Raw genomic sequence first — 13,699 nt, 5'->3', positions numbered from 1 at the left:
GAGTACCGTTCAATTTAAGCCATTGCCAGTTTAGCGGCTTGTTTCCACATAAACGCCGGCATGGGATTTCTGAGTTTCCAAGTAATGCTCATTGGCTGGCTCCCTGTATGGGAAACATATTCAACTTCACCAAAATTAACAAAACCCACTGTCCTACCATACTCATCATTAGTTTGCTCTCGAACAAAAAGAAAAAGCCTTTTCCCATTTTCTTTATGTGTAATGTACTCTAAACCTTTGCCGCGATCAGGTCTGGTCGAGTTTTGACTTTGCCAATGAAACAGACGCTCGTTAATAGCGTAGTCGTGATACATGGTTGTTGGTGAAAACTGCTTATCGTTTTTATTTAAGGTAACAAACATCAACTCAATATTCTGATCTTTGATGTTATATACCCCTTCCCTTGAACTAGGTTGTGTGTCAAAAGTAGTAGCACCAAATCCAACTAAAATTTGCTCACGAGCGTAACGAGCATGAAGCTTGATGGAATGTTCCTTCATTAAAGGCATGCTTTCTTGTTTATGATGAATGCGATCTATTAATACTGACGCTAAGCTCGCTAACTCAGCTTTTAGCCACGAATGTTCTAGTTTATTCAAACTGTCGTTCACATCCTCAAAACCGAGTTTTTTACCCGACTGTTGCCAGAAGTCATAATGCAACATTAATTGATGCAACTCAGAAGCTATCGTACCTACAGTAGCAAAACTATGCAGACTTATTAGGTACTCATGATCATCGCACACTAATAACCGTGTCTTTACCATTCGAGCGAAGTGACGAATAATTTCAGGCTCTGCCTCATTTAGCAAACCAGCTTCTAAACAAAGCTCAGTCCAGCTTAGCCTTTTATACAAAGCTTCTATTTCAACCTGTGGATATACTTTAATGAAATTAGCCAAGTTAAAATCCAGTGTTGAATCTCGTGAAAATGATCGTGCTAACCCAACTAAACGTTGCCTACTCAAGGTTGCATTTCTGATGTTTCGCAGCACAACGTCTTGAGTTTGTTTTGACAACTCAATTCGACAGCCTAGCGGTGCATGAGGAAATCCATTTTTGATTTCATCACTGATAGCGCCATCGGTTTTACCCACCAGCGCTCGAAACTTATGTGCAAAGTCATAATCGGCATTAGCATTGCCAACAAAATCAAATACCGTGCAAATTTCTTTATCATCAGCTAAGCGCAAGCCTCGTCCCAGTTGCTGCAAAAATATGGTAAGGCTTTCTGTTGGGCGCAAAAACAGCAGTGTATCTACCTCAGGAATGTCCACACCCTCATTAAAAATATCGACAACAAACAAGATGTTTATTTCGCCACTTCTAAGAGCCTGCTGCTTTTGCCCTCTGTCTTGGCTATTGTCACTCGTTAAAGAATCACATTTAACACCTTTGAGCATGAATTGTTTACGCATATATTCAGCATGTTCTTTGCTGACACAAAACGCCAGCGCTCGCATGTTACTTATTGAGGTTATGAGTTCCTGTAGGGTTTGGTATATTTTGTTAACTCGCTGCTGGTTATGCGTGTAAAGATTGGTAAGCTGCGCTATGTCGTAGCGACCTCGACTCCAACTGATATTGCGAAGATCTGTATCATCATCGATACCAAAATACTGAAACGGGCATAAATGACGACGATTGATTGCTTCAGGTAATCTTATCTCTGCCGCAATAACACCGCAAAAGTCATCAAGAATGTTAGATCCATCATGCCTTTCTGGTGTGGCCGTTAAACCAAGTAAAATTTGCGGTTCAAATCGAGCTAAAATACTGCGGTAAGAACTGGCGGCTACATGATGCACTTCATCTATGACTATATAGTCATAATAATCCGCAGATAAGTTTAGATCGGATAATTGGTTATTTAGCGTTTGTACAGACGCAAACAATTGTTCATAACGCTCAGGTTTGTACTTGCCTACCCACAAGTCACCAAAATCTGCATTTTTTAACACGCCGCGATATGCTAATCGAGCTTGCTTTAAGATCTCTAAGCGATGGGCCACAAATAAAAATTTAGCGTTCGGCTTCAACTTTAAGAAACGAGCAAAATCGAAAGCCGATATTAACGTTTTACCTGTTCCCGTAGCCGCGACCACGAGATTCTTATATCGCTTATGTAACGACCGCTCGACTTCAAGCTGCTCGAGGATCTCTTTTTGATGAGTAAATGGCTTAATTTCAAAATAATGCACCGATGATTCATTTCCGCCGTCACCAATCCGCGCTTGCTTTAGTGCTGTTGTTAACTTTTCTTTCGCTGCTAATTTGCCGTCAAATACTTCGAATTCAGTTGAGTTCCAATATGCCTCAAATGTATTGATAGAACGGTCAATAATATGTGGAATTTCCTGGGACGTTATTTTTAGATTCCACTCTAGGCCACTAGTTAAAGCAGAATGAGATAAGTTTGATGAACCAATGTAACCCGTATTAAAGCCGGTATTACGCAAAAACAAATAGCTTTTAGCATGCAAACGCTCGCGCTGAGTATTGTAACTAAGCTTAACTTCTGTATTAGGTAATGATGCTAAAAACTCCACCGCTTTGGCATCTGTTGCTCCCATATAGGAAGTCGTGATTACCTTTAATTTCCGCCCACTTCGTGTAAACTCTTCAAGTTCGTTACGAAAAATTCGAATACCCGCCCACTTAATAAATGACACCAGCCAATAAATTGTGTCGGACGATAAGATCTCTCGTTTTAACTCACTCTCTAGCGACAAACCAGCATTGCTACCACAGAACAGTTCACTTTGCGTGAGGCCAGTTAGCGGAAATATACCTTCAACGTACTTTTTTAAGTCTGAAGCTACTGGATTTTCCAATTCGTAAAGTGCAGTGAGTATTTTTCCCTGCCCTTCAAGCAAGTTCTCATCAAAAAAGTCGTCGCCCTGAAGTTTGTCTTTAAGCCACAGAATAAGCTCGTTAGATAACTCAATCTGGCGCTGAAGCTGATCATCACCGGAAGGTAGGCAGTTAACTGCATACTCAATCACTCTCGACAAAAAGCGAGATAACCAAACAGCTGCATCGGCTTGCTCGAGTACCTTATCGCCAACATAAAATTTATCACGGTTTAATTGACCAGATATTAAGTTAGTAATGAGTTGCTCGTAAATTCCTGTTTGATTCATGCGCTCTTGCCTAGTTCCTTCTTAGATAGCTATAGTTACAGGGTATTGATTTATATTCAAGCGGTTACTCTGCAATCGTAAAGTAACTAGCTTAGGATCATAAAAAATTCATTAGGCTGACGTTGTAACACTTCGTTAGCTTATATCGCTTGTTAATTTACTTCCTATTAAAAAACTCTCTTCAATCACGCAAAGCGTAGGTAAAAAATCCCCTAACGCTTCGCCATCTTTTCAAGCTCTTGGTTTAATTCATAGCTGGGCTCGGTAACAATTTTTTCTAGTACTTCAATGCGTTTTTGCAGTTGCTTAGTGTCGTGTGTTGATGGCTTTTTGTGGTCGGTTGATGCAGTGTCGTCAGTTAAGCCTAACTGATACTTTTTATCGACGTAGGCTAAAACCAGAATAAACGCGGTTAATACTGTTATTAAGATAATTTTTTCTAACATAACTAACTCCTAAGTAATGTGTTGCTGAGTACACTCGGTAGCGGTGCTCACTAATGGTGTTAATTATCTAGTCTTGAAAATAAAAATTTTATTACAGTGTAATAAATAAAAATTATTGAAGACTTAATAGGTGATACGTTAACTTGGAGAGTCACCATGAGCCTAGAACAAATAAAATTGAAATTAAAATCAAGCCCTTGGACCAAACGTCTGGTGCAATTAGGGGGCGCTTATATTGCGTTAGAAGTTATCTTAGTGGTGGTTGCATTGTTGTTTGCAAGTAAGTTAGCGGGATAGGACATTACCTTGGATTTCAAATCGCTTTGGCAGGAGCACCAAACAGGTATTAGCCGGCTGGTACGCAGTTATGAGGCGAATCCTGAAGAACAGCAAGAGTTAATGCAAGAAATTGGCTTGGCAATTTGGCGAGCCCTGCCTCATTGTCGCGATGAATCGGCAGTAAAAGCCTTTGTCTATCGCATTGCTCATAACCAAGCGGTTAATCACGTGAGCTATCAGGTGAAAAAAGTGCCCACGATAGATATGGACACCGATGGCATTTCAGTTTCTCAAGTAACTGGGAGTGAGAGCCGACAACAACAAGCACTGATCAATGCCATGCGCTCGCTATCGTTAAATCAAAAACAAGTAATAAGCCTATTATTCGAAGGGTTTAGTTATCAGCAAATCGCAGAAATTACCGGTTTAAGTGCGAGTAATGTCGGCGCCCTTATCAATCGCGGTAAGCAAAAATTACAGGTGAGTTTAAATGAACAATGACGATAAATCGCAACTAAATTTAGCAGATATTTGGCGTTCAATAGAGCCTGATAATGGCCCAACTGCTAACCAATTAGAACGCATTGGCAAAAAAGCCAAACGCAACAATGCGCTTATTTTTGCTGCCGATTTGTTAGGTAATTTAGTCTTAGTTGGCATGTTTATTATTATGTGGCAACGCGGTGCCTCTGCGGTAGTGTTAGCGTGGTTAGCTATCGCGTGTGTATTTGGCGTTTGGTTAGGCTGGCAATTTTTTAATATTCGCAAACGCAGTGAACAGGCGTTAACCGCCGACACCAACGCGTATCACCATTATCTCATCGCTCGTGCCAACAGCGACATAAAAGTCGGCAAACTGTTTAATTTAGCCAATCTCATTGTCACAGCATCGATGCTTTTGGTATTTGTCATTGAACAGTGGTTCTCCGCTGAGCCGTTGATCACGTCAAGTAAACAGTGGCTGTACGTAGTGTGTTGGAGCGTCACTTGGATAAGTTTGATGTTTTACTACGGCTATTGGAAGGTTCAAAAAGGCAAAAAAGCACTGCGTGCGCTTAACCATACACAGTGAAAATAACTACCGCTAGTAATTAGAATCGTTACAGGCTTGCTGGTATGTGGCCTATTTCGTTAGTTCAAATCTCATCTGCGGTTATCTGAATCGACAAATGAAATTCATCATTTGTAGTAGCCACATTAACTGACCAACCACAAAGTTCAGCAACTCGCTTAATCAGGTTTAACCCATCGCCAATGCCTTGGCTGTGGTTACTCTTTGCGCCGCTGTTCAGTGGCATTTTAGGGGCCACATGGGAAAAGGAATTAACGAAGTGAATTTTTGTTGGTGATACAGAAATAGCAACACACGTACCAGAGCAATAATGCACAATATTAGATAATACATTATTAAAAAATTTTGGCTCTTTCTCCTCGGTACACTGGAGTAAGCACCACTGCAATGGCTACATCAATCAACGCAAATAAGTAGCCTTTTACCCAGCAGGATAAAAGGCTACTTTTATAAACTCATTGCGCTTACTGAGGTTTGAACGCCAAATCCGGTAACGGCAGTTCAATAGCCGTTTGGTCAACGGGTTTGTCTAGCATAAATGCGCGCATTCGCTCAAACACCTCAGGAGATGACATATACAAGTTATGTCCTGCGTGCTTTACCGTGATTTGGGTTAATTGACTCAACCCAGCTACCGCCTCGGTTTGTTCTTGTGGGTAGGTGCGACCATCAAGCGTGCCAGTAAACAACAAGGTGGGCACGTTTGACGTCAACGGCGCTCTAAAATCGTCACCTAAATCTAAATCCGTATCGATGCGATTAAGCGCTGGCATTGGGAAGTTTAACCATTGCCCCAATAATGCGCTTTTTAGCTGTTCATCAACTTGTGTTGCACGCGCCGGTGACATACCCGATGCCACATCCATCGCCAGAGGCATTAAATCAAAACCAATGGGTTGGTTGTTAAACACACCTTGTTGCAGAATGTACTCGATCACGGTCGTTTTACCTTGATCAAGCTCGCGATACATTTGCACGAGCATCGCCACGTACTGATTCGGATCAGCGATCATCATGCTGGCAAGCATTTGTATGTGGTGAGGTTGAAATAATATCGACAACTCGCCGCCCTGTTGCGTTGTAACAGACAGGGCAATCGGCTGCTTTAACAGTTTCTCGTGTACCGAACGCATAAGTTGGGGTAAATCGGTAACGTCTTTACCCAGCGGCTGTTGGTCAATGATCGACTGTACAGACTGAAAATATTGATTTGTTTGCGCCGGTAGTTTAACCGTTTGATCCAATCCCTCGGCACTGGCTATTATCACTTTATTGAGTGCATCAGGAATATTTCGCATCGCCGCCATGGCTAAATGAGAGCCATATGAAATGCCCCACAAATTCACTTTTTTGGCGTTGAGATGTTGACGCAGCGATTCAAGATCTAATGCGTTTTGCTCGGTGGTGTAACCATGAATATCCCAACCTTGCTCCTGCCAGTTTGCAAAACATTGCTCGGCCGCATTGCGGTAACTTTCGACAATCTGTTGTTGGCTAACCACCTTGTCCAATGGCACGCGATAATTCGATTCACATCTAGGCGCTCGTTGTGAGCGGCCAGTGCCTCTTTGATCGAGAGCGATTACGTCACCAAACTCGCGCATTGCCTGAAACATTGGGTAGCGGCGTGCTTGTGCGGTACCAATACCTGAACCGCCAGGACCACCAGACAAATACACGGTGGGATAACCCTTCGCTTCATTCAGTGCAGGAAAGCGAACATAGTCAACCCGAATCAAACGCGAATTTGGCTTTGCGCGATTTTCAGGTACAAAAAAATGGCCTTCATAAGCGTCTGTGGTCTCACCACTATGAGCTTTAAATGTTATCGGTGTTTCATTTTTATACGGCGTTGCGTGTACCTGTGGCAGTAACGATAACGTTAAGGTTAAGGCAGTAAGTGGTAATAATTTAAGTTTCATATGCGTCTCCTTTCAATTTGTGTTCATTAAAAGGCTAAGCTCTGAGCAATGCGAGTTTTATTCGGTCAAAGGCCAATAAAATCGTGGTGAATGGACAAACGGTATGGTATTTTCGGTAAACGGTTGGCCAAAATATGTCACTCATAAAGTTGAAATATATCACATTTTTATTTTTTACCCTTATTCTTGCCGCAAGCATTACTGAGGCTAAAGCGAGTGAATGGGTGGTGCCGTTTTCTCATTCTACAGCCGTAACCGTATGTGAATTTGACCAGCCAAAACAACAGTTACCCGAGTTTAATGAACCGCAATGTGGTGAAACTGTACTTGCCAGCATTGATCCTCAACAACGCGAACTCTGGATTAAATTTAGCTTTGACGAGCCCGAAGCAACCGCAATGTTTGCCGCCCCATACGGACTTTACCTGTTTGGTAAAGCATCCAGTGTCGTCTACCTAAATGATACGCTGTTAGGGACAAATGGCACTCCGGCCAACAGCGAACAAGATGAACTATCAGGGCATATGGACACCGTTTTCTTTATTCCTGAACATCTAATTAAAGCCAAAAACAATCAACTGGTGATGCATTTGTCGGGTCATCGAAGTCTGGTGTCGCTCGATCACCCAATCCACCTTATCGGTTTTGGCGGATATGCGGATCCCAAGTCCTTTGTGCAACGCTATTCAGCATGGGGATTAGTACTGGTTGGGGCCTTTGTGTTAGGTGGTGTGTATTTTCTCATGCTGAGCCTTAAACAACCGAGTATTGTAAACTTTAAACTGTTTACTGCACTGTGTTTTATCGCCGCTATTCAATTGTTTACCGAGTTATCCCGGGGAATTTTGGATTATCGCTACCCATATCACGATGTGCGGTTAGTGGTCGTCACCTTGTGTTCGTTTGTGCTGGGTGTGTTATTACTCACTTACAGCTCCATTAAAACGCACCCCAAAAACGCCTTACACTGGATTTATACGGGTGCTTTTGCGTCAATATTAGCGATTTTATTTATACCGGGATTCGATACCAAAACCACGTTGGCGATATTTGTGCCGCTGTTGGTGGGCATAGTGCAAATTTGGCTTTGCTGGCGCCGGTCAAAAGATAAAAATTTACTCAAATGGTTGATTGTACAAAGTATTATCGCCATGACCATAGTTTACAGCGCATCGGGTTTTCACGAAATCATCCACTTTGTGATCATTGGTGTATTACTGATGTTTATCTTTAACCGACACGCCCAAGAGCTGACGCTACTGCAATTGGAACGCAACAAAGATCAACAATTAATTGCTAAGTTAGAGTATCGTTTAGCACAACAAGCAGAACAGCAAACGCCAACCAAAATAGAAGCCTCGGTTGGTGGTAAAACCCACTTTATTAGCACATCAGATATCGCCTATTGCCAAGCCTCTGGCGACTACGTACAGGTACACATGTCAAATCAAAAACAAGTGTTGTATTCGGGTACGCTTAAGCAATTAGAAACTGCACTACCGTCGACCTTCTTAAAAGTGCACCGCTCGTTTATTGTTAATCTCGAACAGGTATCTTGTTTGAGTAGCAATACAGCGGACGGGGGAAACAATTTGCACCTGAGCAACGAGCAAGTCGTGCCGGTTAGTCGACGAATGCTGCCATCAGTGAGAAAAACCATCAAGCAATACTCGGTGTAGATTCAAGTCATCGCCAAGGCTCTCAGTATACTAGACCAAGACACTGTACCTAGTATAACGCCCCCACCGCTTAAAAATCAACCATTGGTAAACCATTTGCCGACTCAAGCCTTAACGCGACATAGCAAATCACTATAATGCAGCCACGCTTTGTCGCACGCCAAGTCTCAGTATATCGATTGTTGCAATGGTATACAGACGGCCACTGCGGCTAACTGCAAATTTGAAAATAAAAATAGTGTAAAAGGAAATATAATGCTCCGAGCTGTCAACACCTTGGTATTAAGTGCCATCTCCATGGTCTCTTTGGCTGATACCAATGCCGAAACAAACACTGATAATATTGAAAATATCACGGTTGAAGGCAAGGTAACCGCCAATACGCTTCCCGTGGGAACATTTGCCTCTCCGATCTCTAACTTAGAGTATGACCCTCGTGTTGATTTACAGTCGCGCAATATGGCAGAAGCTCAGGCTGACGTGACCATTCGCGGTGGTATTTTTGAAAACACCGGATTTCGCGTAGGCAGCGCAACACTGTACGATCCGCAAACCGGACACTATTTTGCTGAAATCCCGATTGCCCCAGAAATGTTAACCGCTGCGGCAATTTTAACCGGTGTCGATAACGCTTTATACGGCGTTAACAGTTCGGTGGGTAGTGTGTCGTATCAATGGAAACAGATTAATACCGGTGGCGGCTTATCGGCAGGCTTCGGCAATAATGGCTTTAACATACAGCGCCTGTATAGCGCGTACACGTGGCCAAGCAATTCAGCCCAAGGCAGCTGGGGTGTTGAGGGCGAGTACTCTCGCTCTGAAAGTGACGGTAGCATAGACAACGGCGATCATCAGTTTGAACGCGCTTCTGCTCGCCTGCAATACAGCGACAGCGACTCTCAAACCGACCTGTTTTTTGGCTACCAAGAAAAATTCTTTGGCTGGCCTAACATGTATACGCCGTACAATGTCAATGAAACCGAACAGTTGCGCACCCGATTACTGATGCTCAATCACGGCCAACAATACGGCTCTGACAGTAGTTTTGAACTGTCGGCGTACTATCGCAAACACAATGATCACTACGTTTTCTCACGAGAAAATCCGCGAGCGTTTCAAGCATTTCACCAAACCGACGTTAAATCGCTAGCGTTTTCCGGTGAGCACCATGTCAATGATGGGTTATCGATTAACTACTCGAGTCAAGTGATGGCCGACTCCATTGAATCAACCACCTTGGAAAATAACTTCACCTCGCGTGACTACTACAAAGTCAGTGTGGTACCAGAGTACCAAACAAACCTAGCGGATAATCAACGTCTGACCTTTCGCTTAGGTGGCGCGTTTGACGATACCAATCGCGACGACGCCGATTTTTCATTTATCAGTGATTTGTCTTGGCATACAGTAAATGCTGATAACTCGACTCGTCACCTGTATTTGTCTTATGCTGAAGCTACACAAGTGGCAGGTTATTCGGCCATTGGTGGTAGCGACACCGGCGGGCTATTTCGCAGTAATTACGACCTTCAACGCGAAACCAGTAAAAATTTAGAGCTGGGCTTATCAGTAGAAAATCTTGATTGGCGCATTGACTCTGCCGTGTTCTACCGCTGGGATAATCAACTCACCGACTGGACCTACAGTTTTGATTCAACCTCGGCGCGTTCGGCAAACCAAGTGGATATCGAAACCATTGGGGTTGAGTTTATTGCCATTAAATCGTTCGACAGTGCCAACATTGTTGTCAGTTATACCTTCTTAGACAAATCTGAAAATTACTTTGACGACAGCATCGACGCCAGCTTTTACGCGTTAAATTATCCACCTCATCGGCTAACGCTTGGTGCCATTTGGGAGCTTGGTGAAAGCCTTGAAATGCGCATTGACAACGAGTGGCGAAAACAACAAGACAACGCCTTGAGAAATGGTGATGACAGTGCCCTGTTTACGCATATCACCCTCACCTATTCACCAGTACAATTTGACGCGCTCGACATTGTCTTTGCCGTGGATAATGCATGGGATGAATCATTTGAAGAAATTCCGGGCACACCAGGACGCGGCGACCAGTTTTCGATCACCGCCAATTACCACTGGTAAAAGTTTGAGTCATGTGGCACTTAACGTGCCACAATAAGCTAACTGACAAAACTAGATATAACCATGCTGTATTTGACCATCACTACGCTAATTTGGGCCTTTTCTTTTGGCCTCATTGGCAACACGTTACAAGGTATTGAGCCAATGCAAATCGCCGATATGCGATTGCTATTGGCATCACTGGCGTTTTTGCCGTTTCTAAAATTGGGACAAACCAACCACCAAGAAAAGCTACAACTGCTTGGATTGGGCGCAATACAGTATGGGGTGATGTATACCTGTTACATGTTGGCGTTTCGCTTTTTACCGTCGCATTTAGTGGCGTTATTTAGTGTGTTAACGCCATTGTACGTGGTGCTTATTTACGACTTGAGCAAACGCAAATTTACCCCGTGGTACTTAGTGGCTGCTTTATTGTCGGTATTAGGTGCGGCCATAATAAAAGCCGACACATTTGCCACTGACGACATCTGGTTGGGCTTTGCTCTGATGCAAATTGCCAATTTGTCATTCGCTTTTGGTCAGGTTTATTACCGCAACTGGAAGCACGCCAGACCTGAGGTAGATAACAGCGCGATATTTGGCTTTTTGTACCTCGGCGCGTTGCTGTTCACAACCTTGGTAACCGTGGTTATTTTTAATCAAATACCCGTGCCGTTATCAGCCAGCCCTAAACAATGGGCAGTGATAGTGTACCTCGGCGTTATCGCCTCTGGCATCGGTTTCTTCTGTTGGAATAAAGGTGCAACGAAAACCACCGTTGGTGCGCTCTCGGCATTTAACAATGCGGTGGTGCCGTTAGCTATGTTTGCCTCTTTGTTTGTGTTTGGTGAAGCAGATGAGCGCTCAACCGAAGACCTAATGCGCTTAGCAGCAGGTGCTATAACCATTGCTGTGGCACTAGTTATTGGTACGCGGGTAACAGCCAACAGGTAAAGCGAGTTGTAAACCGAGATTGGTGTTTCACACCGTGTGACAAAAAAAGCCCCAGCAAAAAATTGGGGCTTTTTTTATTGGGGCTTGTACTTGTGCAACAGCGCTTGAGGAATATGACAATAGTCTTGTGGAAAACGAGTCAGTCGGTCTTGATGCTCGTCGTCACTTTTCACATAGTTCAACAAAGGCAGTACCTCAACCACAATATCGTCGCTATCGTCACGGGCAGCAATATACTTGCGCACGGTATCAAGGTGATGTGCGTGTTCACTGTAAACACCAGTGCGATACTTTTCACCTACGTCATCGCCCTGTTTATTTAGGCTGTAGGGGTCAATAATTTCAAAGAAGTAGTCCATCAGTGAATCAACAGAGACCGCGTTGGGATTAAATGTGATTTTTACACATTCTGCGTAGCCATCATAAGGAGCATCAGTTGTGTGACTACTGCCATTGGCTCTACCCGCTTGCGTATGCTCTACCCCAGGGATGTGTTTGGCAAATTCTTGAACACCCCACAGACAACCGCCTGCAATATAGATGACCTCGAGGTCACCCTGCTTAACTAAATCGCTATTCGCGCTGCGTTTTGTATTCATAATGTCTGTATTAATAATGGTGTCGCTGAAATTAAGCAGTGAATTTAATCAATAATAAGCGATGTGTCAAAGCGTTGTGCGCGTGAAAAGCCGGCTATGATGCAATACCGCTTACACCAACGCTTTAATAAATCGCGTATGTCATGACCCGCGGCAAAATCTATTGTTCTGCAACGCCTTGATAGCGCACCACAAAAGCCCCGCGTAAATCGCCAAGACTAAAACCGGTTGCGGTATCTTCGGGGTAAAGCAATTTAATTTTATCGTGCAGTTTAGGGTCAATTGCATTGCCGTGGCAGCTTAAACACACCGCTTGCGTCCCTATGGGTTTGATCAATACAAATTGCTGTGTTTCAACGTTGTATGACGTAAAGCTCAAACTGGTCAACTGATGCCCCTGTGCCATTTTATCAACAAAGCCCATTAAAGCGTCTTTTTCCATGGCATCAGCTCGATTACTTGGATTGCGGGTTTTCAGGCTGGTTCGGCTTAGTTGCCAACCGTCTTTGGAATATTTTTTAGCTATTTCTGGCGCTTGTGCACTGCACACTTCAACGCCGGCTTCAAGTCCGCCCGCCTGTATCGCATTCATCAGGGTACTCTGCAATTCACCGGCAAAGCTTTGCATTCGTTTTGTTGCTTCGGCCTCAAGCTGCTGTTGGCTTAACGGTTCGGCCTGTAATTGGCCTATCATCAGCAAGCCGGCAAGATACATACATCGCATCATCACTGCTCCTATTTTGTTTACCTCTGTGCAGGTCGACTGTCTACAAGTCAGTTCGGCTAGCGGCTTATCACACGTTGCCAATGGCTCAAAACCACACCTGCTAACCGTACCCGAACTGGGCGTATTAATTAACCATAGCCAAGCAATGTATCGCTCGCGAGTCGCTAACCGAGTTTATCAGCTCAAGAGCTTTAACTATCGCTAAGGACACGATTTGGGGTTGAGCAGTAGGTCTAGCGCTTGTAAGTAGTCGTCACCGGCGCTTTTAATCGCAGCGGCATCAAGCTGCTCCGAGGCAATGTGCACCGTTTCTAAATCAGCCGCGATGTCTTTTAAATCGGTTTGTAAGCGCATCAACGCATTTTCGAGGGTATAGGTGAGTTGATGCACTTTTACCATGTCTTGCGCAGACAGCTCGGGCTTGTCAGTAATTGCCTTTAGCTGCTGATTAAAGCGCGTTAAATGACACAGCGCAACTTGCGTATTTGGCGATTCAAGCGCTGGGAAGTGTTGATATGGTTCGCTGTTTTTTGCCACCGCATTTTGAGCAATTGAGGCGCTGGCAACAAGCAGCGTTAGCAGGGTAGTTAATGTTTTCATCAACGGTATATGTAATTGGCTACGGTGTAATTTATTGTTACACATCAGCCAATATATGCAAAAAAGGTGGGAGTATTAATACCGTTGAGCAGTGTCTATGTGGCGAACAACACCAAGCCGACGTGCGTATCGTTAGTTGTTGGATTATCAAGGCGCGAAATACCGCGCCTTAGCGTATTGATTTACTGCAAAC

At 43.8% G+C, this 13,699-nt stretch carries 13 protein-coding genes; 6 read left to right on the top strand and 7 right to left on the bottom strand.

What is annotated here, in order from left to right:
- Positions 1-14: 14 nt before the first annotated feature.
- Both ACAY30_RS01055 and ACAY30_RS01050 read right to left on the bottom strand, forming a co-directional pair.
- Positions 15-3,143 carry a DUF3427 domain-containing protein gene (locus ACAY30_RS01055; protein WP_290251204.1) on the bottom strand — a complete coding sequence of 1,043 codons (3,129 nt, stop codon included), beginning with the start codon at positions 3,141-3,143 and terminating at the stop codon, positions 15-17.
- Positions 3,144-3,355: 212 nt separating this feature from the next.
- Positions 3,356-3,589, bottom strand: coding sequence for a hypothetical protein (locus tag ACAY30_RS01050; protein WP_290251205.1), 234 nt, complete (start codon positions 3,587-3,589; stop codon positions 3,356-3,358).
- Positions 3,590-3,745: 156 nt separating this feature from the next.
- Between ACAY30_RS01050 and ACAY30_RS01045 the strand changes: the two genes are divergently transcribed.
- From ACAY30_RS01045 to ACAY30_RS01035, 3 genes are read left to right on the top strand one after another with little or no spacing between them, the layout of a single operon-like run.
- Positions 3,746-3,886 (top strand): hypothetical protein, encoded by a 141-nt coding sequence (locus tag ACAY30_RS01045; protein WP_290251206.1) that lies wholly within the window; start codon positions 3,746-3,748, stop codon positions 3,884-3,886.
- Positions 3,887-3,895: 9 nt separating this feature from the next.
- Positions 3,896-4,369, top strand: a complete 474-nt coding sequence (locus tag ACAY30_RS01040; protein ID WP_290251207.1) for an RNA polymerase sigma factor — start codon at positions 3,896-3,898, stop codon at positions 4,367-4,369.
- On the top strand, positions 4,359-4,940 hold the full coding sequence (locus ACAY30_RS01035; protein ID WP_290251208.1) for a hypothetical protein: 582 nt from the start codon (positions 4,359-4,361) through the stop codon (positions 4,938-4,940). Before ACAY30_RS01040 ends, ACAY30_RS01035 begins: the two co-directional genes overlap by 11 nt.
- A gap of 64 nt (positions 4,941-5,004) precedes the next feature.
- Here the strand turns inward: ACAY30_RS01035 and ACAY30_RS01030 are convergent, their stop codons facing one another.
- On the bottom strand, positions 5,005-5,166 hold the full coding sequence (locus ACAY30_RS01030; protein WP_290251209.1) for a hypothetical protein: 162 nt from the start codon (positions 5,164-5,166) through the stop codon (positions 5,005-5,007).
- 238 nt (positions 5,167-5,404) lie between these two features.
- Positions 5,405-6,862, bottom strand: a complete 1,458-nt coding sequence (locus ACAY30_RS01025) for an alpha/beta fold hydrolase (protein WP_290251210.1) — start codon at positions 6,860-6,862, stop codon at positions 5,405-5,407.
- Between the two features lie 134 nt (positions 6,863-6,996).
- Here ACAY30_RS01025 and ACAY30_RS01020 point away from each other — a divergent pair, with 134 nt between their 5' ends.
- The 3 genes from ACAY30_RS01020 (at position 6,997) to ACAY30_RS01010 (ending at position 11,580) form a co-directional block, all read left to right on the top strand.
- Positions 6,997-8,541, top strand: a complete 1,545-nt coding sequence (locus tag ACAY30_RS01020; protein WP_290251211.1) for a LytTR family DNA-binding domain-containing protein — start codon at positions 6,997-6,999, stop codon at positions 8,539-8,541.
- A gap of 255 nt (positions 8,542-8,796) precedes the next feature.
- Positions 8,797-10,644: a TonB-dependent receptor plug domain-containing protein gene (locus ACAY30_RS01015; RefSeq protein ID WP_371189974.1), complete on the top strand. Its 1,848-nt coding sequence runs from the start codon at positions 8,797-8,799 to the stop codon at positions 10,642-10,644.
- A gap of 63 nt (positions 10,645-10,707) precedes the next feature.
- Positions 10,708-11,580 (top strand): EamA family transporter, encoded by an 873-nt coding sequence (locus ACAY30_RS01010; RefSeq protein WP_290251212.1) that lies wholly within the window; start codon positions 10,708-10,710, stop codon positions 11,578-11,580.
- Between the two features lie 74 nt (positions 11,581-11,654).
- Here the strand turns inward: ACAY30_RS01010 and ACAY30_RS01005 are convergent, their stop codons facing one another.
- From ACAY30_RS01005 to ACAY30_RS00995, 3 genes are all read right to left on the bottom strand, one after another.
- Complete coding sequence (locus ACAY30_RS01005; RefSeq protein WP_290251213.1) at positions 11,655-12,179, bottom strand: peptide-methionine (S)-S-oxide reductase; 525 nt, start codon at positions 12,177-12,179, stop codon at positions 11,655-11,657.
- Positions 12,180-12,339: 160 nt separating this feature from the next.
- Complete coding sequence (locus tag ACAY30_RS01000; RefSeq protein ID WP_290251214.1) at positions 12,340-12,906, bottom strand: DUF3365 domain-containing protein; 567 nt, start codon at positions 12,904-12,906, stop codon at positions 12,340-12,342.
- Positions 12,907-13,107: 201 nt separating this feature from the next.
- Positions 13,108-13,506, bottom strand: coding sequence for a DUF6746 family protein (locus tag ACAY30_RS00995; protein ID WP_290251215.1), 399 nt, complete (start codon positions 13,504-13,506; stop codon positions 13,108-13,110).
- Positions 13,507-13,699 lie beyond the last annotated feature (193 nt).

The organism is Thalassotalea ponticola, from assembly GCF_041379045.1.
GTDB lineage: Bacteria > Pseudomonadota > Gammaproteobacteria > Enterobacterales > Alteromonadaceae > Thalassotalea_A > Thalassotalea_A ponticola.
This window is presented reverse-complemented; position numbering and strand designations above follow the sequence as displayed.